General features: G+C 69.4%; 28 protein-coding genes. 20 read left to right on the plus strand and 8 right to left on the minus strand.

What is annotated here, in order from left to right; all coding sequences use genetic code 11:
- Positions 1-5: 5 nt before the first annotated feature.
- From ACFVXE_RS08090 to ACFVXE_RS08130, 9 genes are all read left to right on the plus strand, one after another.
- Positions 6-335 carry a hypothetical protein gene (locus ACFVXE_RS08090; protein ID WP_389670175.1) on the plus strand — a complete coding sequence of 110 codons (330 nt, stop codon included), beginning with the start codon at positions 6-8 and terminating at the stop codon, positions 333-335.
- Positions 335-901 carry a Holliday junction endonuclease gene (locus ACFVXE_RS08095; protein ID WP_389670176.1) on the plus strand — a complete coding sequence of 189 codons (567 nt, stop codon included), beginning with the start codon at positions 335-337 and terminating at the stop codon, positions 899-901. The genes ACFVXE_RS08090 and ACFVXE_RS08095 overlap by 1 nt, the downstream gene beginning before the upstream one ends.
- Complete coding sequence (locus ACFVXE_RS08100; RefSeq protein WP_389670177.1) at positions 898-1569, plus strand: helix-turn-helix domain-containing protein; 672 nt, start codon at positions 898-900, stop codon at positions 1567-1569. The genes ACFVXE_RS08095 and ACFVXE_RS08100 overlap by 4 nt, the downstream gene beginning before the upstream one ends.
- The gene (locus ACFVXE_RS08105) at positions 1556-1864 is read left to right on the plus strand and encodes a hypothetical protein (protein ID WP_389670178.1); all 309 of its coding nucleotides are present in this window, start codon (positions 1556-1558) and stop codon (positions 1862-1864) included. Before ACFVXE_RS08100 ends, ACFVXE_RS08105 begins: the two co-directional genes overlap by 14 nt.
- A complete protein-coding gene (locus ACFVXE_RS08110; RefSeq protein ID WP_389670179.1) occupies positions 1864-2217 on the plus strand; it encodes a WhiB family transcriptional regulator in 354 nt (117 codons plus the stop codon). Before ACFVXE_RS08105 ends, ACFVXE_RS08110 begins: the two co-directional genes overlap by 1 nt.
- Before the next feature lie 220 nt (positions 2218-2437).
- Positions 2438-2770: a hypothetical protein gene (locus ACFVXE_RS08115; protein ID WP_389670180.1), complete on the plus strand. Its 333-nt coding sequence runs from the start codon at positions 2438-2440 to the stop codon at positions 2768-2770.
- Positions 2770-2991 carry a hypothetical protein gene (locus tag ACFVXE_RS08120; RefSeq protein ID WP_389670181.1) on the plus strand — a complete coding sequence of 74 codons (222 nt, stop codon included), beginning with the start codon at positions 2770-2772 and terminating at the stop codon, positions 2989-2991. The genes ACFVXE_RS08115 and ACFVXE_RS08120 overlap by 1 nt, the downstream gene beginning before the upstream one ends.
- 2 nt (positions 2992-2993) lie before the next feature.
- Positions 2994-3230, plus strand: coding sequence for a helix-turn-helix domain-containing protein (locus ACFVXE_RS08125; protein ID WP_389670182.1), 237 nt, complete (start codon positions 2994-2996; stop codon positions 3228-3230).
- Positions 3231-3334: 104 nt separating this feature from the next.
- Entirely contained in the window at positions 3335-3652 is a 318-nt protein-coding gene (locus tag ACFVXE_RS08130) for a hypothetical protein (protein ID WP_389670183.1), read from the plus strand.
- 65 nt (positions 3653-3717) lie between these two features.
- Here ACFVXE_RS08130 and ACFVXE_RS08135 read toward each other — a convergent pair whose 3' ends face one another.
- A complete protein-coding gene (locus ACFVXE_RS08135) occupies positions 3718-3915 on the minus strand; it encodes a type II toxin-antitoxin system Phd/YefM family antitoxin (protein ID WP_389670184.1) in 198 nt (65 codons plus the stop codon).
- Between the two features lie 57 nt (positions 3916-3972).
- Here ACFVXE_RS08135 and ACFVXE_RS08140 point away from each other — a divergent pair, with 57 nt between their 5' ends.
- From ACFVXE_RS08140 to ACFVXE_RS08175, 8 genes are all read left to right on the plus strand, one after another.
- On the plus strand, positions 3973-4461 hold the full coding sequence (locus ACFVXE_RS08140; protein ID WP_389670185.1) for an endonuclease domain-containing protein: 489 nt from the start codon (positions 3973-3975) through the stop codon (positions 4459-4461).
- Between the two features lie 143 nt (positions 4462-4604).
- Positions 4605-5741, plus strand: a complete 1137-nt coding sequence (locus ACFVXE_RS08145) for a hypothetical protein (protein WP_389670186.1) — start codon at positions 4605-4607, stop codon at positions 5739-5741.
- A complete protein-coding gene (locus ACFVXE_RS08150) occupies positions 5738-6175 on the plus strand; it encodes a hypothetical protein (protein ID WP_389670187.1) in 438 nt (145 codons plus the stop codon). The genes ACFVXE_RS08145 and ACFVXE_RS08150 overlap by 4 nt, the downstream gene beginning before the upstream one ends.
- Positions 6175-6465: a hypothetical protein gene (locus ACFVXE_RS08155; RefSeq protein ID WP_389670188.1), complete on the plus strand. Its 291-nt coding sequence runs from the start codon at positions 6175-6177 to the stop codon at positions 6463-6465. Before ACFVXE_RS08150 ends, ACFVXE_RS08155 begins: the two co-directional genes overlap by 1 nt.
- Complete coding sequence (locus ACFVXE_RS08160; protein ID WP_389670189.1) at positions 6462-6725, plus strand: hypothetical protein; 264 nt, start codon at positions 6462-6464, stop codon at positions 6723-6725. Before ACFVXE_RS08155 ends, ACFVXE_RS08160 begins: the two co-directional genes overlap by 4 nt.
- The gene (locus ACFVXE_RS08165; RefSeq protein WP_389670190.1) at positions 6722-7039 is read left to right on the plus strand and encodes a hypothetical protein; all 318 of its coding nucleotides are present in this window, start codon (positions 6722-6724) and stop codon (positions 7037-7039) included. The genes ACFVXE_RS08160 and ACFVXE_RS08165 overlap by 4 nt, the downstream gene beginning before the upstream one ends.
- Positions 7036-7197: a hypothetical protein gene (locus ACFVXE_RS08170; RefSeq protein WP_389670191.1), complete on the plus strand. Its 162-nt coding sequence runs from the start codon at positions 7036-7038 to the stop codon at positions 7195-7197. Before ACFVXE_RS08165 ends, ACFVXE_RS08170 begins: the two co-directional genes overlap by 4 nt.
- Before the next feature lie 273 nt (positions 7198-7470).
- Positions 7471-7992 (plus strand): hypothetical protein, encoded by a 522-nt coding sequence (locus ACFVXE_RS08175; RefSeq protein ID WP_389670192.1) that lies wholly within the window; start codon positions 7471-7473, stop codon positions 7990-7992.
- A 392-nt stretch (positions 7993-8384) separates the two neighbouring features.
- Here ACFVXE_RS08175 and ACFVXE_RS08180 read toward each other — a convergent pair whose 3' ends face one another.
- Entirely contained in the window at positions 8385-8780 is a 396-nt protein-coding gene (locus tag ACFVXE_RS08180) for a DUF6221 family protein (RefSeq protein WP_389670193.1), read from the minus strand.
- A gap of 373 nt (positions 8781-9153) precedes the next feature.
- Between ACFVXE_RS08180 and ACFVXE_RS08185 the strand changes: the two genes are divergently transcribed.
- Positions 9154-9582 carry a hypothetical protein gene (locus ACFVXE_RS08185; RefSeq protein ID WP_389670194.1) on the plus strand — a complete coding sequence of 143 codons (429 nt, stop codon included), beginning with the start codon at positions 9154-9156 and terminating at the stop codon, positions 9580-9582.
- A gap of 160 nt (positions 9583-9742) precedes the next feature.
- Here ACFVXE_RS08185 and ACFVXE_RS08190 read toward each other — a convergent pair whose 3' ends face one another.
- The gene (locus ACFVXE_RS08190; protein ID WP_389670195.1) at positions 9743-9910 is read right to left on the minus strand and encodes a hypothetical protein; all 168 of its coding nucleotides are present in this window, start codon (positions 9908-9910) and stop codon (positions 9743-9745) included.
- A gap of 157 nt (positions 9911-10067) precedes the next feature.
- Positions 10068-11321, minus strand: a complete 1254-nt coding sequence (locus ACFVXE_RS08195; protein WP_389670196.1) for a transcriptional regulator — start codon at positions 11319-11321, stop codon at positions 10068-10070.
- A 322-nt stretch (positions 11322-11643) separates the two neighbouring features.
- On the opposite strand from ACFVXE_RS08195, the gene ACFVXE_RS08200 reads away from it, so the two are divergent.
- Entirely contained in the window at positions 11644-13347 is a 1704-nt protein-coding gene (locus ACFVXE_RS08200; protein WP_389670197.1) for an SUMF1/EgtB/PvdO family nonheme iron enzyme, read from the plus strand.
- Here the strand turns inward: ACFVXE_RS08200 and ACFVXE_RS08205 are convergent.
- Positions 13342-13770 (minus strand): NUDIX hydrolase, encoded by a 429-nt coding sequence (locus ACFVXE_RS08205; protein WP_389670198.1) that lies wholly within the window; start codon positions 13768-13770, stop codon positions 13342-13344. The two genes, ACFVXE_RS08200 and ACFVXE_RS08205, sit on opposite strands and share 6 nt — an antisense overlap.
- 44 nt (positions 13771-13814) lie before the next feature.
- On the opposite strand from ACFVXE_RS08205, the gene ACFVXE_RS08210 reads away from it, so the two are divergent.
- Complete coding sequence (locus tag ACFVXE_RS08210; RefSeq protein WP_389670199.1) at positions 13815-14702, plus strand: hypothetical protein; 888 nt, start codon at positions 13815-13817, stop codon at positions 14700-14702.
- A gap of 71 nt (positions 14703-14773) precedes the next feature.
- On the opposite strand, the gene ACFVXE_RS08215 is transcribed toward ACFVXE_RS08210, so the two are convergent.
- The 3 genes from ACFVXE_RS08215 to ACFVXE_RS08225 form a co-directional block, all read right to left on the minus strand.
- On the minus strand, positions 14774-15016 hold the full coding sequence (locus ACFVXE_RS08215; protein ID WP_389670200.1) for a hypothetical protein: 243 nt from the start codon (positions 15014-15016) through the stop codon (positions 14774-14776).
- A gap of 184 nt (positions 15017-15200) precedes the next feature.
- A complete protein-coding gene (locus tag ACFVXE_RS08220; RefSeq protein ID WP_389670201.1) occupies positions 15201-15530 on the minus strand; it encodes a hypothetical protein in 330 nt (109 codons plus the stop codon).
- Between the two features lie 297 nt (positions 15531-15827).
- Positions 15828-16154 carry a hypothetical protein gene (locus tag ACFVXE_RS08225; RefSeq protein WP_389670202.1) on the minus strand — a complete coding sequence of 109 codons (327 nt, stop codon included), beginning with the start codon at positions 16152-16154 and terminating at the stop codon, positions 15828-15830.
- Positions 16155-16451 lie beyond the last annotated feature (297 nt).

Genomic DNA, 16451 nt, shown 5'->3' on the forward strand with positions numbered 1-16451 from the left:
CGCGCGTGATCGCCGTCGACTTGGACGGTGCACGGATGGACTGCTTTGACGACGAGACGGCGCACGTGTGGGTGCGGGTGACCGCCTGGTCGCCGCGCCGTGCGTTCCTGACCGGCGCGCGCCCGTTCCTCGAGGCCTCCGCGATGGCGCCCGCCGAACTGGTCGGCTGGGCGTTCCTCACGGAGCTGGACCTGGACAACCCGCCCGGTAACGAGGACACCAGCGGGGAGCGGCTGGAGTGGCCCGGCCTCAAGCTGGCCATGCCCTTCGACCTGGACCGTTTCCTCGGGCAGCAGGGGCGCGTGGACGGCGCCTCTGTGGGCGGTGAGGCGTGATGGAGACGTTCCCGCTGTTTGAGCCGGAGGCTGTGGGGCCGCTGCCGTCCGTGGTGGCCTTCGACCTGTCCCTGACCGCGTCCGGCATCTGCTACCGCGACGGCAGCACCACAACGGTCAAGACCCGCACGGGCGATGGTGACCGGCGCCTCCTGCAGATCGCGGAGGCGGCACGCATGGCGGTCGGCGGTGAGCACCTCGGTCTGGGGCCTGCTCCTGACCTGGTCGTGATGGAGGACATCCCGCAGAACAGCTTCGCGGCCAAGCCGATCAGCATGGTGCACGGCGTGGTCCGGGCCGTGCTGATCGAGGCCGGTGCCCCGTACGCCCTCGTGACGGCCGCGACGCTCAAGGCGTACGCGACCGGCAAGGGCAGCGGGGACAAGGTGCCGATGGCCATGGCCGCGTACAAGCGGGCCGGCCGGGAGTTCCCGGACGACAACCAGTGCGACGCCTGGTGGCTGTGGGTGGCCGGACTGGACCACCTCGGGGTCCCGCCGTTGGAGATGCCGAAGGCGCAGCGTGACCGGCTGGACAAAGTGCACTGGCCGGAGGTGACCCGGTGATCACTGCGGCCGAGATCGCTGCCGAGCTGGACGGCGCCGAGGTGTCCAACCTTGCCCGGGAGTTGGGCGTCGGCCCGGAGCGGGTGCGCCGGGTGCGTGTGAAGGAAGGCGTGCCCGTGTACCCGCGGGGGCGCCATGGCTCGGGGGAGTCGTGGGCGGAGGCGTTCGCCGCCCGCACGCTGGCTGTCGACGGCGGGCACCTCGATTGGACGGGCTCGGTGTCCGAGCACGGCACACCGCTGCTGCGCGTGCGTCGTGAGGCAGAGACGGCGTACCGGTACGCGTTCCGTATTCACCACGGCCGCGAAGCAGAGGGCAAGTCTGGCCCCGTGTGCGGCTTCCCCCGGTGTGTGGCCGGTGCCCACCTTGAGGACCGTGTCCTGCGCGTGGAGCGGCTGGCGAAGGAGGAGCGCCCGCGCGTGCGGGGCCGGATGGATCCGCCGGCCGGTGCCACATGGCACCGGGATGTGGACCTCATCGCCGTGGAGCGGTTCATGGGCGGGGCGCCCCCGGTGCCGGAGCTGACCGAGGACGAGCAGCGCTACGCCGCGGTGCTGATGACCCAAGCCGACGTGGGCGCCGAGGAGATCGCACAGAGGCTCGGTGTCGCGGCCCGGACGGTCACCCGGTGGCGACTCGAAGCCGGGCTGAGTGATGAGCGCCCCTGACCCCTTCCTCGTCGTCGCGAACGTGGTGTTCACCGCCGTGATCACGGCGCACGTGTGGGGTCCGTGGTTCCTCGGACTGGCCGTAGTCGTCACGTGGTGGCGGCTGCGGCCCACCGGCCGTCACCGGGACGGCCAGACAAGGCGGACAACCGTCCGGACAGCTGTCCGGACACCTGCGGACACCGGGCCAGACCCGGCCGCGAACACAGCACTGACCTGCGCGGACACGCGTCCGGACGTGTCCACGGACACCCGTCCGGTGGTGTCCGGACGCGACGACGAAGGGGAGCACTGATGCCTCGTCCTAGCCGTTACTGGCCCGACAACCTGCCCCGCCCCGCGCACTGGGACCGCACGGCCGCATGCCGCGACGCCGACCCTGCCCTGTTCTATCCCGAGGGGGACGACGGCACGATCGCCCGTCTCACCCAGCAGGCAAAGGACTACTGCCGCAGCTGCCCGGTTTCCAGCCGGTGCCAGATCGATGCCCTGGAGCGCGCCGAGCCCTTCGGGGTATGGGGCGGGCTGGACGAGCGCGAGCGGCGCGCGATCCTGCGCTCCGCCCGGAAACGCACCCCTCCCCGCATGGAGTGGCCCAGGCCGGAGGAGGCCGCCGGTGCCCCCGCGTCGGCGAGCGCCGCGGCCTGACCCGCCGCCGACCGGGCTTCTCAACTGGGGGTCGCCCGAGCACTGGTCGGCCCGCCAACTGCCCTGCCGCTACTGCGGGGACCTGACGAATCTCCGCGACAGCCAGAGGAAGCCCGCGCACAAGGTGTGCGCCGAGGACGCCCTACGGCAACAGACGGCCGATGCCGCTGACGCCTACGAGAACGAACGACTGACGTGACACGAGAACGGAACCCCAGCAATGGCCATCAACCCGCGTGAGATCGCGATCCGTTTCGCCCCGCCGAAGACCGATGCCGACCGCATCGCGATAAAGGCCCGGATCTCCAAGGCGGCTGAGGAACTGGCCCTCCTCGTGAACGAGCTGGTGCCCGGTTCCCGTGAGGAGTCGCAGGCGATCAAGGCGTGTGAAATCGCCGTGCAGTGGGCCCACGCAGGCATCGACCGCCGGTACGTCGCCGCCGACGAGCGGAGGACCGTCGTGCCCGTCCTGCTGACCACGGACGAGGCAGAGGCGGCGTGCCTGGCCGCGATGGCGGACGCCGACATTGCCGCCAGGCCGGAGCGTCTGTGATGGCGCTGCTACTGACGGGTCTCGGCCACGACGACGTCGCCGAGATCGTCGAGTGCCTGCTCCTCGGCTCGGCCCACGCCGCACAAGGCGCCCCGGGGCTCGCGGACCGGCGCCGCGAGCTCGCCGACATGATCGGCGATGCCCTCGACGCGGTGCCCACCGCCCAGACGCCCGGGCCGCACCACGGGGCCCCCACCGCCCCGTCCCAGAAAGGGATTTGAAGTTGAGCAGCAACACCCCCCGCCTCGCGACGAAGTACCGGCCCCGCCTCAAGGACAAGGAGCGCAGCAGGAAGCGGAGCGACCTCGCCGAGGCGTACCGGGCCGGCGCATCGATCCGGGCCCTTGCCGTCTGGATGGACATGTCCTACGGCACCGCCCGCACCCTGCTGCTGGAAGCCAACGTGAAGCTGCGCGGGCGCGGCGGTGCCCGTGTGACCCCCAAGGCAGCCGACCAGTGAACGCCGATCTGTGCGAATGACCCCCCGTCCCGCAGCCTCGCCGCCCCGTCATACCGGTAGGGGCGGCGAAGCCGTGTCACGAACACCCATGGAAGGAGGGGCAGATGCGCAGGACCTCCGTCTGCGCCGACTGCCGCCGCGAAGTGCTGTGGACGGTCACCGAGAGCGGGAAACGCCTCGCCGTCGACCCGGAGCCGAACAGCGAAGGCAACGCCGCGGTGTACCGCGACGGCGTCGGCACGGCCAAGTCCCGCCGTCCGTCCGGCGAGATGCCCCTCATGGGCTGGGAACGACTCCACGTCCCGCACATCGCGACGTGCCGGGCCCGGCGTGCTGCGCCTGCTCCGGCCCGGCCGGGCACGCTCCCGCCTGGTGTCTCCGACCTGGCCACGTACCGGCAGAAGGCGCGGAGGCGGCCGTGAGGCGGGCATGCAGAAGAGGCCGCCCCGGTCCGGGACGGCCTGCTGTGGCGCGCGGGTCGGACGCTCTACTCGTCGACGGGCACCGCGGTCTCGCCGAGGGCGGCGAGGGCGCGCTCGTACAGGCCGTAGGGGACGACGACCGCCTGCGGCTTATCGCGCCGCGTGAGGACGATGCACTCCTCGCGGAGGCGAACCCTGGCGATGACCTCAGTCAGGTTGGCGCGGGCGTCGGTCACGCCCATGCGGGCTTCGGGCTGGCTCATGAGGCGACTATACATGTGCGTCGAACTTGCATGTCCGTCGTACTGTACAGTTCAAGCATGATCAAGAAACCGTCGTACGTGCTGCCCCCGCATGCCCTGAACCCGGTCCGAATCGCTTCCAGGCGCACTGACTACGGGCATGCGCGACGCCCCGACTTGAAGTGCACGCACGTCTACTCCTACCGGCTGACCTGCGACGAGTACGAGGCCATGCGGGACCGGGCACAGGACCGATGCGAGATCTGCGACCGGCTCGACCGCGAGACGCCGCGAGGCGAATTGGTCATCGACCACTTCGCGGGCGGCAAGGGCGTCTGGTTCGTCCGTGGGCTCCTGTGCGACCGGTGCAACTCGGTGATGCAGCGCCACGACGGCACCGCCCCGTGGGGGCCCGCATCGCGCCCCTTCGCCATCAAGGCGCGGGCGTACCACCTCGGCGCGTTCGGTGAGCCCACCCGCGAGGTGCTGACCCGGGCCGACGAGGTGATCCGGGACCGCGTGAGGAGGCTGGCGACGCGCTTCGCGGGGCGCTGCATAGGGAGCTGAGCGGCTTTGCACAGCCCACGTCCGCCCCCTGATCCCCCACCACCCGACCAGCACGACCGAGAAGAGACGACGTGAGGATTCGGCGCTCCCGGCTCACCGGGGACTTCTTGCAGGTGCCGAACGCGACTGCGCGGGATGACCGCTTGAGCCACATGGCTCGCGGCATCCTTGTCGAGCTGCTGAGCCGTCCTGACGGCTGGGAGACGACGGCCGACGAGATGTGGCGTGCGTCGGTCAAGAAGCTCGGGAAGGAGAGCCCTGGACGACGCGCCTTCCGTGCCGCGTTCGCGGAGCTCAAGGCTCAGGGCTACATGGTTCCCGAGCGTGCGACGCTGGCCGGCGGTCGGCACGGCACGGTTCTGACTGTCCACGATCTCCCTGTTCGGACCGACGTACCGCACGGTGGTACGTCGGCGCCGGAGGGAGAGCAGAAGCCAGACGTTTCCGCAGGTGGGACCGACGTACCGGCAGGTGGTACGTCGGATGGCACCGACGTACCGCACGGTGGTACGTCGGTGTCACCTGCGGATATGGACGAAACCGCAGGTGGCACCGACGTACCGCTTTCCGACGTGCCACACGGTGGTACGTCTAATAGAAGACGGTCCACGAAGACGGAAAAGAAAACTGGTGGTGACGGCCGTAGGCCAACTACCGGTAGTGGGGGGCCGGGCGTTGGCGGCTCCGCCGCGCTGGCAGACGAGCACGCGGATGAGGTTGAAGCTGCGGCGATCGGGTGCGTGATCGGGCTTCTGCCCCGCCAGCTGCGGGACCAGCTCCCGAACCCGGTGCCTGGCACTGTCGTCGACGCCATCCGCGGCGAGCTCGTCCGTGGCATTGCCGTCGGTGATCTCGTCGGCCGGGCTGAGCGTCGCTGGTTGGAGCATGGCTACGAGTCGGATGCCGAGTCCGCTGACGGCCCGGGCATCCTGCGTCCCGTCGGCGTCGCTGTCGCCCTGATCCGCCCGGGGAAGTGCACCAGCCCTCGGTGCGACGACGGCACGGACCTCGACACCGGCGGCGTCTGCCGCACCTGTGAGCGTGAGGCGGAGGAACGTCGTCAGGCTGCTGATCGGCCCGTGCAGGGCGCGTTCCTGACGCCGGTGCCGTCCGGGGGCGATGAGGATGCGCCGACGCCTCACGCACCCGCTCAGCGATCTTCGCGGCAACGCCACCCGTTGGTGAACTGCGACGGCTGCGACCACGCCCATCGGGCGTCCACCCCGGGGCAGTTGTGCCCCTCGTGCCGTGTGAAGCAGCGGGCGGTGAGCAACGCGTGAACCCGGACTTCCTGCCCGCTTTGCAGGCCGCCTTGCGGGCGTTGGGCGAGTTCGCCGCCCGGCACGACGTGAACGACTCGACGCTCACGGAGATCGCCACCGAGCTGGACCACGCCCGGGCGCTGGTCGCTTCGGCCCGGGGCAACGCGAGGGCGAACCACTGCCTGCGGCACCCGGGCGGGCCGGTCGACCCGACGGTGCCGAACGGGTGCCTGCTGTGCGGTACCGGCCAGCGCCGTCCGGCCCGCCCGATACCCGAAGGTGTCCGGCCCGTCGAGGTGCTGACGTTCCTCGAGGAGCACGGCCAGGACGCGACCACCGACCGGTACGGCGCGCAGGCAGTGACCCGTGCGCTGGCTCTCGGTGACCGCCGCCCCTCGACCCAGCGGTCCGGCATTCCGGCCGAGCCGCACGACGACGACAGGGAGATCTGATGACCCTCGTTACCTGCGACCCGGACACTGGCTTGCGTCGTGGCCCGGTCCGCTTTCCCGATGGGAACCCGCCGCCGCCGTTCGGTTGCCGTAAGTGCGGCATGGAGGCGGGTCACCACTACGCCGATGTTCACCGCTGGGAGCGGCCGACCGACGCCCAGATCCTGGCCCGCATGAAGGCCCGCCGTGTTGCGCGCGCCAAGGAGAAGCGCATGGCCCGGATCTACGTCGCGTTCTGCGCGGCGGCCGGCCTGTTCGACAGGCCCGAGCGGAAGAAGTCGGCCCGATGACGACGAACCTCGACACCGTCGGCGAGGTGCGGGACTTCCTGCGGCTGTGCCTGAACCCCGGCCCGCGCCGGGCCGGGCGCACCGTCGCCCAGCTCGCCAAGGTCATGCCGGACTGGCTCGCCGAACGGCTGACCGCGCACGCCCCGCACGTCGCCGAATTCCGTGAGGCAGCCGCTCGCGCGGAGACCGAAGCCGCCCGGGCGCGCAAGGCTTACGCCGACGCCCTCGGCGCCTGGATCAGCGAGGAGACGACACGGTGAAGTTCGTCGCCCGGGCCCTGTCCTTCGTCCACGGCGTCACGTGCGTGTTCCTCGCGTACGCCGCCACCCTGTCTCTGCAACAGGGCGCCTGGTCCTTTGCCGCCGCGTTCTTCGGCGCGGCTGTCCTCTCCGGGGTCGCTGGCTGTCTCGGATACGCCCCCGAGCCTCGGGCGACGGACACAGAGCTCCACCCCTGCGACCCGGTCGAGGACCTGGCGGTGATTGTCCGCACATGCACGTGCGATCGCTGGTGGACCTCCTTCGGCACCAAGCACGACGTGTGGTGCCCCAACCAGTCCTGGAGCAGCACATGACCACCAACAGCCCGCCCGCCCCTCGACCCGTACGGGACTCCGAGCTGCGCCGCCTCCTGGCCGCCGTCGTCGACACCGACCGGGACGAGTCCCCCTTCGGCTGGACCGAGCCGCAGCCGGCCCGCCCCCAGGACACCGCGACGAGGAGCCCGCAGTGACCAGCCACCCGTACGGCGACCCTCTCCGCTGGGACGAGGTACCGCCCGCCCTCACCGCCGAAGTCGTGAGCTCCCTCACCGGCTCTCCGTCCCGCTGCTGCTCCTCGCCGCCACCGGCGTCCTCGCGGCCCTCCTCGTGTCATGGGGGCGCCACGACCGGCGACGGGCCGCGGAACTCGCCGCTCGCCCGCACACCGGCCGTGAAACCACCACGGCACTCGCACACCACGCCATCCGCGAGGGATGGACCGACCCCACGGAGGACCAAGCAGCATGACCGACCGCATCCCGCTCGACGACCTCACCAGCGACCAACTCGACCAGCTGTACGACGAGCGGAACGCCGCGCTGGAACGTCTGAACTTCCTAGACCTGTCCATGATGCCGGACATGCGCCGCCGGACGGCATCGGATGCCGCGGCGATCAAGCGCTGGCGGGACCGCGCCGAGCAGGCCGAGGCCGCCATCGACCGCGTGCGGGCCCTCGTTGCCGAGATGCGCACCTGGGTTCTTCCCCACAGCCAGCTCGGCCGCTACGTCGACCGCACCCTCGCCGCCCTTGACCAGCCACAGCAGCCTGCACCCGAGGAACGGGCAAAGCTTCGCGAGCAGTACGGGCAAGTACTACGCCGCTGGGGCCTGCTCGACGAGGTGAACGACCCGCAGGCCACCGAGGAGTTCGCCGTCACGGACCTGCTGGCCGTCCCGACCTGCCGCCCCGGGCCGTACGGCGACTGCCGCAACTGCCACCCCACCGAGCAGCAGCCCATCACCACGGAGGCAGCGACCCGATGAACACCGCTCCCGCACCCCGCACAACGCTCGAAGCCACCCAGGCCCTCGCTGCCAAGGGGCTCCACGTCCGCTACGCCGCCGACGGAGAGTCCCGGTGCATCACCGACTACTACCCCCATCGCCGGCCTAGTGTCCGACCAGGCGTATTTCCTTCTCGTTCCGCCCTCATTGCGCCTCCTTGCCCGGCAAACTGTGGTTATGGGGGCGCGGTTCGTTGTCCTAGGTGAGACCGAGGCAGAGTGTGCCGACGGTCTGGCCGAGCTGTGCGAGCGGCTGGGTGCAACACCGACGACCCGGCCTTGCCGAGCCACTGGCGGCCGATGGGTCGCACGGGCGGTACCCACGACGACACCCTCCGGCGATACAGCCCGAAGGCCGGCTGCGCGGTGAACCTACGGTCGCCATTCCTCGCGGTAGTCGGGGTGGTCGGCGTAGGTCAGGGCGAGGTGGCGGAACACCTCGATGAGAACCGTGCGTTCCACGCTGGCCGTGAGCTTGTTGAAGGAGTCCGATAGGGCGGCGCTCGTCTCCGGCTCCTCGTACCGCTTCAGCAGGCCACGCTTGGCTTCGACCTCGCGCAGAACACGGGCCGGGTCGTGGTGGACGATGTGGCAGACGTCCTGGCTCTTCATCAGCCCATCGGACACAAGGGCGCGGCCGGCGGCGTCCCTGATGCCGTGCATGAACGCGGCGCGGTAATCCCGCTGCCAGGGCGGTCGAGATGCCACGCGTGCGATCTGTTCGTCTTCGGTGAGGCGGTCGCGGAGGAACTGCATCAGGTCGTCCATGGGGGCATCATCTCGCGCTGGTGAGCGTGCCGGAGTGAAGGCCGTCTGGGCCCCTCACATGCTGCACGTGAGCGAGGTCAGCCAAAAGATGTTGCCCCAACTTGCCGATCTGGAGAAGTCCGGTTGGGCCGTTCCATGCGACGAAACTAGTGGAAATCTGCTGATGAAACCACCCTCCATGGTCCGGAAAATTATCGATTCCCGGTTCCGGATTTCATGGCGGGTGAAGTCAGAGGAAATATGCCCCTCTTTCATCATCTGTCAGGAACAGATTTTCAGTCAGGCTCGATATGATCGAGCCACTTTCTCGAAGAGGTCAGTTTCGCCTCCCCCGGCTTGCCAGGATGGCCTCCCACGGCCTCTGGGAGGAACCATGTCAGCTCTCCGCCCCCGTCGACTCGTAACGGCAGCAACAGCCCTGATCCTTGCCCTTGGTGGCGTCGTCGCCGCCACCGGCACCGCGCAGGCGGCGGCGAACGGAACACAATCGGGCGACGGCTGGGAACAAATCACGTATTACGCGAGCGCGGGTGGTCGCTGCGAGGCAGTAATCAGCTACGAGAATAGCTACGCGTTGGGTTTGTACATCAACGCCGGCGTCGCCGTCGGCTGCACCTTCTGGATTGAGCGCTCCGCCGACGGCGGTTACACATGGCCCAGCGTTTACTACACGCACGCCCTTGGCCCTAACGATTCCAGCTACTCAACCGGAAGTGTCCTGGACAGTTCGGCCTACGTGGCTCGGGTCTGTTTTCACTTCAATGTCAGTGGAGCAGCACGCCATTGCAGCCTGTTGATCTGAACGGGCAGGGGAATTGGGCCTTCTCGGCAGTCCAGGCCGACATCTGTGGGCAAGGATGTCGGCCTGGATCCGGACGCTGGCGCCCGGTGGCAGCATCGGCTTCGAGGTGAGACCACCACCGGACCCATCCAGCCTGCCACAGGGCGCTGACGGTCTCGGGTCAGGCGACCGCACCGGTACGGACGGCGAACTCCCGCAATCCCTGCACCCGTGCTGGGCCGTACAGCAGGCCCGACGTCAGCGCCCGCAACGCCGGCCGCCGTACCTCTTGCGGGGCCTCCTGCTCGACATGGCGCAGCGCCGCGAAGGTCTGTTGCGTTGTAAGCACGCCCGGACAGGCCCTCGGACATCCGCCGGGGCGAGGTTGTCCGTATGCCCGTCATCGTCGGCGAGAAAATCGACGTGCACCCGCTAACTGGCCCGCCTGCCAGCGCGGCATGTGGGAGTACGACGGCCGCACGGAGACGCGCGGCCCGCTGCCCGGGCTACCTCAGGGCTTCTCCGAGCCGGTCGCGGTGCCGACCAGTGAGCTGATGGTGCAGGCCCTCGGCACGTGAGCGGACCAGACCGGTGCGATAGCTGGTCGGAAGACGCTCGAACGTCTCGACTGCCATGTCGGCCGCTGCGCTCGGGTCTCCCTCAACGCGGAGGCACAGGGCGGTATCCATCCTCAGCAAGGCACGGCTCATCACCGATGGTGTGCCCGTCAGTTTGAGCGCGGACCTCTGCGCGGCGTACGCAGCCGCCACGTCCCCGAGCAGCATGTGCGCCTGGGAGAGATGCACGTGATGCTTCTGGAGCGGGTAACCGAACCAGGTGTCAGCAATGTCCGGGCCGTCGAGGCGCTCGGCCAGAGAGCGGGCGTCGGTAACCGCCTTGTTCGCTCCGTCCCTGTCACCGATCGCGGCGAGGGACCGGGCGGAGACGGCCGCTGCCAACGCAGCCGCCGCAGTAGGCGCCCGCCCAGCCACCCGGCGCGCCCGGCCAGCGAGACGTGCCGCGGCCTGAGGAGACCCGTAGTTGAGCGGCACCATGGCGTGCCGCGCCAGAACCCAAGCGCACATCTGCCGGTCCCCGGACTCGCCCGCGGCCTTCTCGGCGGTCGTGAACCAACGGGCCGCGTCCGGCTGATCGCCACGGTCGTGCTGAATGATCGCGACCAGGCCGGCGATACCCGCAGTGATGCGGGCGAGGTCCGCGCGGGTCTTCGCCGGGTGGGGCCGACCGAGGGCGTCACGTAGCAGGTCGAGGTCAGCCCGCATGTCCGTCAGGACGGCATGGGGAGAGCGGCCCCGGTATCCGCCCCGGTGCCGCTCGAACGCCGCCTCCAGATAGGCAAGGTCGCCTTCCCCGCTACCGGTCAGCGCGTCGTCGATCCCTTCGCGGGCCTGCGCCATGCCTGGAAGCGTGGTGCTCACGCCCACCGCAACTGCCGCCGACCCTAGGAACTTTCGTCGGTTCACGTCCTCGTCCTCCTTGCCCTGACTGCGTCGGTGCCCGCGTGACGCCGCGACGGCCCGAACCACATCACCCTTCGTCAGCCCATAGACGCGCGCGATCGGGTCGTGCCAGACGGGGGTCGGTAACCGCCGCTCGCTCTCCCACCGCTTCAGGTTCTCCGGGTCGAACCAGCCACCGCCCAGCGCGTCCTCCATGAGGAGAGCCTGTTCCTGCCGGGTCCGGCCCGCCTGCTCTCGGATGCCACGCAATAAAGCGCCGATCCCGTCCCGACTCAGCATGGGCTGCCCCTCGTATGTCGCATGACCGGAATCCCATAGTGGCCCCCCGGCCTGGCCCCCCGCCCGGGAAACGCACCCATTTCTGGCCCCCTTTCCCCGGTATGCCCCGCCGTTGAATGAGCGATGCCGCCGCCGGGGCGGTGTCATCCCAGGACGGCTCTCCACAGTCAGCAGGCGGACGACGCATCCAGCCGTTTCGCTGCTCTCACTCCTACCGGAGGCAACCATGGACAAAGCGCTCGACACAGTCGGATCCGGGCTCACCGCGTGCGACTGTGGCTCGGGGAGAAGCACAGGAACCGCTGCGAGCATCGCCGCACAGGTGGCTGAGCTCCACGGGTACCGCCCCGGTCAGGTTCCGCCGCACACGGCGCCGGTGCTGGCGCTGGGCATCTCCGAGCGTGTCGGATCGAACTGGCTGTCAGACTCGCTGCGCTCAGTGATGCCGCAGCACAACGAGCCCTTCCGGCAGCAGCTCGGCAGGGAGCATCCGCTGTCGCCGCGCACGCGCAACCCGGTCGGCCTGGAGGACGCCGGGCTCGACGGCCTGGGGTGGCACCATCTGGCCTGTGCGATCAGCGACCTCTACGGACAGCCGCGACACCTGGTCAAGGAAACCAATCTGTTCTTCGCCACCGACACCGTGTTGGGACTGCTGCCCCACTCCCCGACATTGGTCCTCACCCGCGCCCCCGTCGGGATCGCCTCCAGCTTCGCCCGTGGCCGGCTGTGGGAGCGCTGGCAGTACGGCGAGCGGTACGCCCAGGTCGCGGCGACCGCCCGGCGCCCTCGGTGGCGCGACATGTTCGCGCCGCTGCTGCCGCAGGATGAGCCCGAGGAACCGGTTGCTCTGGGACGCCTGATCGCAGTCAACGCCCTGCTGCTCGCCCGCGGCCTCGCCCGAGGAGACCGCCCCTGCGCAGTCATCTCCTACGAGCAGCACGTCACCGACCGTGCAGCGACGCTGGACCGGCTTGTCCGCCACCTGGAGATTCAGCTGCCCCACAGCGAGCGGGCCCGGCCCGCCGGAGTGCCCGACGCCCGGGCCTCTACCGACGCCACGTTCGCCACCGATGTGCACAAGACCGACCTGGTGGCCGAACTTGACCTCCGTACAGCCGAACTGCTGTCCCACCACACTGCCGCCACCCTGGCACTCGCCGAGCAGGTGCTCGACACACAGGTCACGACAGTCGCCGCAGAATGGCTGGCCGGCGATGACCTGTATGAGGTGCGTGAGCCGGTCGCCCGCTGCCGCCCCCGCCCACGGACGCCATCACCCGTACAAAGGGCGCCCAAGCCGGCCTACTGTCCCGGGTCCCGGGTCTCGTGGCGCAACCTGCTGGTCACCAACGCGGAGATGGCCGACCTGCTGAGCATGCTGCACGCGGCCGGAGCCCCGAACTCGCACCTGGGTACGAACCTGCTGGTGTGCCCGATGCCGCACGAACGCGGCGGACGCCTGCTTTTCGACACCGCACGGCGACGATGGGGCGTCAGCCCCGGATACGAGTCACACCCCGCGTACTGGGTCACCTGGGTCGGGGCGGCCGTCATGGCTGCCTGGTCCGGGGCCCGCCTACCCACCCGCGCCGAGGCGTTGGAGGCCACCGCCGGGGCACGGGCCCGCAACTGCGACTACGCGGTGGGGGATGTCAGTCCGGTCGCTGACCCTGGCTGTGGCCCTGACCAGGTGCACCACCTGGTCGGCAACCTGCAAATCTGGTGCGGCGACGGCCCCGAGCAGCCCGTCACGGAACCCGTGCAGCGGTACATGTTCGGCGCGGCATGGAACACGCCAGGCACCGGCGAGGCGATCGGCGCCGTGCGCTCCCGTTACCTGCTGGGCTCCTCGCGCGGGGTCGGTGTCCGCCTCGTACGCGACCCCCAGACCACACCGGCGTCCGGGCTCGGCGCATGGGAACTGGCACACCGGCTCAACCAATGGATCGACGACCTCCACGGCCCCGCCCGCCCGCTCGGCGAGCCGGACCGCTACCTGATCAGCTCCCTGACCGGGTCATAGACCGATGGCCGACTTGGGGCCCATGTAGGAACCGGCCCCAGGAAAGCCCTCCCGGCACAGCTTCACGAACGTCTCGCTGAATCCCAGGCCGGGCAGGTCACCGATCTCCACGAACGTGGCCTGCCGGATCGGACGCGTATCCGCGCCCTCCGTGACGGCCCCGACCTGCCCGCCGACCCGACGGGCCTCGAAGGTGATGTGAACAACATGAGCCCGCGTGTGATCACACACGTACAGCAGCCGGCCGACCTCGACGTCGACACCGGTCTCCTCCCGCATCTCCCTTACGAGGGCCTGCTCCAGGCTCTCCCCGTTCTCGACTTTCCCCCCGGGCAGAGACCAGGACCGCGGCCCGTCGGTGTCCTGGTCCAGAAGCAGGATCTTCTCGCCCTCGATGACGATGCCCGTCACTCGTGTATGCATCCAGCGACGCTATCGCCCACCAGCCAGGGACCGGGAGCACATCGATGAACGCGCAGCTCGCAGGCGTGGTGATTGCCGCCGGAGGACTAGGAACACGCGTCGGCGGCTGGTCGGCGGTCCTGCCCAAAGAGTTCCGCCCAGTCCAGGGACGCCCCGGCCTGGTGCACGTCCTGGAGGAGACCGCAGCCCTCGGCGCCGAACGAGCTGTGGTGGTCCACCACCCGTACTACACACCTCTCATCGACTGGACCCGTCAGGTCTTCGCCCCTGGCGCCCTGGCCCGCTACCAAGAACTGGCCCGGCAGCCGCTCAGCCCGCGGCCGCCCTCCGAAGCGCTGCAGGTGGACTTCATCGCGCAGCGCGGCCGGTACGCCGACGTCACCTCAGCACTCAACGGCGCCGAGCACCTGGGCAGCGGGGACGTCTGTCTGGCCTTCGCCGACAACGTCGACCCCAGCCACACCGCGCTCTCCGAACTCATCACCGCCACCGCCCCCGGCATCCCGGCGATTCTGGCAAGCCCGTTCGACATTCAAGCCGCCAGCAGCCACGGAGTGATCGTCTGCTCCGGTGCCGGTCCGGTCCGCACCATGGCCGGCCTCGTCGAGAAACCCGACCCCGCCCACGCCGCGCAACTGGCCGCCGACCACGGACCGGACAACCTCCGCCTGCTCCAGGGCCGCGTCCGCCTGACACCCGAGCTACTGAACTACCTGGCCGCAGCCATGCGCCGAACAGCCACAGAGCCGAAACTCTCCCTCGCCCTCGCCGCCTACGCCCGCCACAACCGCGTGGACATCGTCACCAACCGCAGACCCGTGATCGATCTCGGCGCCCCAGACCACGCAGAAACAGCCCACCCTGCTGGCTGCCAAGAGCCCAGACACGCACATCCGGGCGCCCATCGGCATGACGTCACAGAGCTACGCTGACCCACGGAAAGCCAAGAGGCCCTTCCCGTAGTTCGAGCACGGGAAGGGCCTCGCTGCATTTCAGACCGCCGTCACAGACCGCGAGCCCTGTTCCAGCGGCTCACGTGCATCGCGTACAGAACGTTGCCGATACCCGCGGTGAACATGAACAGCCAGAAGTGCGCCCAGAACGACTGACGCCTACGCCCCAGCCGGCCATAGCCCCCGACGACCGCCGCGGCCGACGCCGAAGCGGAAGAGCTGGAAGTGTTGTTGATGATGATCGTCGGAGGCTGCCCGACCTGGGCAGGCTGCTGATCCGGTGCTGTCGACATGACGCGTCGGCCCCTCTGTGTGGTGTGCAAGAGCGGACCGCACCATAGGGGCACATACCTGATCACCGAGGCCGAATCTGGCACACGTCACCCGGACGTGGGCGCGGCGGCCCTGTAGGCTCCCGCGCGAAACGCGGGCGTGAGATCCCGGGCCGGGCGGCCGTCCACGCCGCCCGGCCGCCGCTCACTCAGCAGGCGTGCGCTGCGCTGCCCGTTTCGCTCTCCTGGCCGTCAGCCTTCTCCGCCGCTCCTTGACCGAGGCCGTGAACAGCCCGGTGGCCTCCAGGAACTCGATCGCGGCCACGGTCCCGGCGTCTTCCGCTTCGTCGTACGTCGCTCCCGCCGCTCGCTGCGCGGTTAGCATCCTGTACTCCAACGCATCGGCTTCCCTGCACAGTTTGCCGCGAAGCGATGCCAGTTCGTTGCGGCGCTGGATGGCCGGCGTGTGTGGCGTGACGTACTCGGGCGTACCCATGGCGTTGTGTCGGGGCTTCTCCACTGCGATAGCTGCCAACTCGACGCAGTACGCGTGCCCGCGCGTCGGGTGCCACTCCTCCGTGCGGTGGGCTACCTCAGGTCACCACGGAGTCTTGCGATGGGCTTTGCAGCGGTGCTCAGGGTCATAGGCCGACCCAATGTAGAGCAGGTTCCCCGCCGCGTCCCACAAGCGGTAGACCGCGGCCCGGGTGCTGTAGTACTTCGCTTCGCGCTTGTTGGCTGGAGTGATCGATAGGCTCAACGCCGCGCCCTTTCTCTCAGGATTCGTGCGCCTCGGTCGAGCGGTCTCGCACACCGCTCGGCCGGGTCTTGACTATGCGGGCGGGTCGTCCTCCGCCGGTTTCTTGCGCGGCTTCACTGGATCCGGCCGCTTCTTGCCGCGTAGGCCCTTGCCGATCTGCTGAGCCCGCTCCGGAGTGATGCCGCCGATGATCTCCGCGATCTCCGGCCAAGTCCTCCGGTCGCGTTCCCGTAGGGCGTTCACTCGGTCCTGACGTAGCTGCCGGAGCTCTGCATGGAGCTCTGGCCAATCCCGCAGTGCAGCAGACACAGCTGCGGCACAGGCGGCGTCGTCCTCGATCGCGGTGAACGCCTCGATGGCCTCGCGCAGCCTCCTCACCTCCTCGCGTTCGTTCGCCATTGCCCGGTCTCCCTCCTCGACGCGAGAGCGCGACCGCGCGATACAAACCCTAGGGCTTGCCTCTGACCCGAGCAAGCCCTAGGGTTTGTATCTGCGGGGCCACCTCCACCGGTCTCGTTGTTTCAGCAGAAAGCCCCAACCGTCGTGGTTGCACACGGTGGTCGGGGCTGCTGAAAGCGGCGGTGGGCCGGGGGTGGTCACCCCGCCCCCCCCCCAACCCCCAGCCGTGGTGGGGAAGCGGCCGGACGCCCCGCACCAACCGGGTTTAAGGCGTGTCGCCTTGAAACTACAATTACA

This window comes from Streptomyces sp. NPDC058231, from assembly GCF_042882275.1.
Taxonomy (GTDB): Bacteria; Actinomycetota; Actinomycetes; order Streptomycetales; family Streptomycetaceae; genus Streptomyces.

Coding starts and splice junctions, on each gene's coding strand:
- ACFVXE_RS08095 (WP_389670176.1), top strand. CDS start 335: ATGGAGACGTTCCCGCTGTTTGAGCCGGAGGCTGTGGGGCCGCTGCCG.
- ACFVXE_RS08105 (WP_389670178.1), top strand. CDS start 1,556: ATGAGCGCCCCTGACCCCTTCCTCGTCGTCGCGAACGTGGTGTTCACC.
- ACFVXE_RS08110 (WP_389670179.1), top strand. CDS start 1,864: ATGCCTCGTCCTAGCCGTTACTGGCCCGACAACCTGCCCCGCCCCGCG.
- ACFVXE_RS08115 (WP_389670180.1), top strand. CDS start 2,438: ATGGCCATCAACCCGCGTGAGATCGCGATCCGTTTCGCCCCGCCGAAG.
- ACFVXE_RS08120 (WP_389670181.1), top strand. CDS start 2,770: ATGGCGCTGCTACTGACGGGTCTCGGCCACGACGACGTCGCCGAGATC.
- ACFVXE_RS08130 (WP_389670183.1), top strand. CDS start 3,335: ATGCGCAGGACCTCCGTCTGCGCCGACTGCCGCCGCGAAGTGCTGTGG.
- ACFVXE_RS08135 (WP_389670184.1), bottom strand. CDS start 3,915: ATGAGCCAGCCCGAAGCCCGCATGGGCGTGACCGACGCCCGCGCCAAC.
- ACFVXE_RS08140 (WP_389670185.1), top strand. CDS start 3,973: ATGATCAAGAAACCGTCGTACGTGCTGCCCCCGCATGCCCTGAACCCG.
- ACFVXE_RS08155 (WP_389670188.1), top strand. CDS start 6,175: ATGACCCTCGTTACCTGCGACCCGGACACTGGCTTGCGTCGTGGCCCG.
- ACFVXE_RS08160 (WP_389670189.1), top strand. CDS start 6,462: ATGACGACGAACCTCGACACCGTCGGCGAGGTGCGGGACTTCCTGCGG.
- ACFVXE_RS08170 (WP_389670191.1), top strand. CDS start 7,036: ATGACCACCAACAGCCCGCCCGCCCCTCGACCCGTACGGGACTCCGAG.
- ACFVXE_RS08175 (WP_389670192.1), top strand. CDS start 7,471: ATGACCGACCGCATCCCGCTCGACGACCTCACCAGCGACCAACTCGAC.
- ACFVXE_RS08180 (WP_389670193.1), bottom strand. CDS start 8,780: ATGGACGACCTGATGCAGTTCCTCCGCGACCGCCTCACCGAAGACGAA.
- ACFVXE_RS08185 (WP_389670194.1), top strand. CDS start 9,154: ATGTCAGCTCTCCGCCCCCGTCGACTCGTAACGGCAGCAACAGCCCTG.
- ACFVXE_RS08195 (WP_389670196.1), bottom strand. CDS start 11,321: ATGCTGAGTCGGGACGGGATCGGCGCTTTATTGCGTGGCATCCGAGAG.
- ACFVXE_RS08205 (WP_389670198.1), bottom strand. CDS start 13,770: ATGCATACACGAGTGACGGGCATCGTCATCGAGGGCGAGAAGATCCTG.
- ACFVXE_RS08210 (WP_389670199.1), top strand. CDS start 13,815: ATGAACGCGCAGCTCGCAGGCGTGGTGATTGCCGCCGGAGGACTAGGA.
- ACFVXE_RS08215 (WP_389670200.1), bottom strand. CDS start 15,016: ATGTCGACAGCACCGGATCAGCAGCCTGCCCAGGTCGGGCAGCCTCCG.
- ACFVXE_RS08225 (WP_389670202.1), bottom strand. CDS start 16,154: ATGGCGAACGAACGCGAGGAGGTGAGGAGGCTGCGCGAGGCCATCGAG.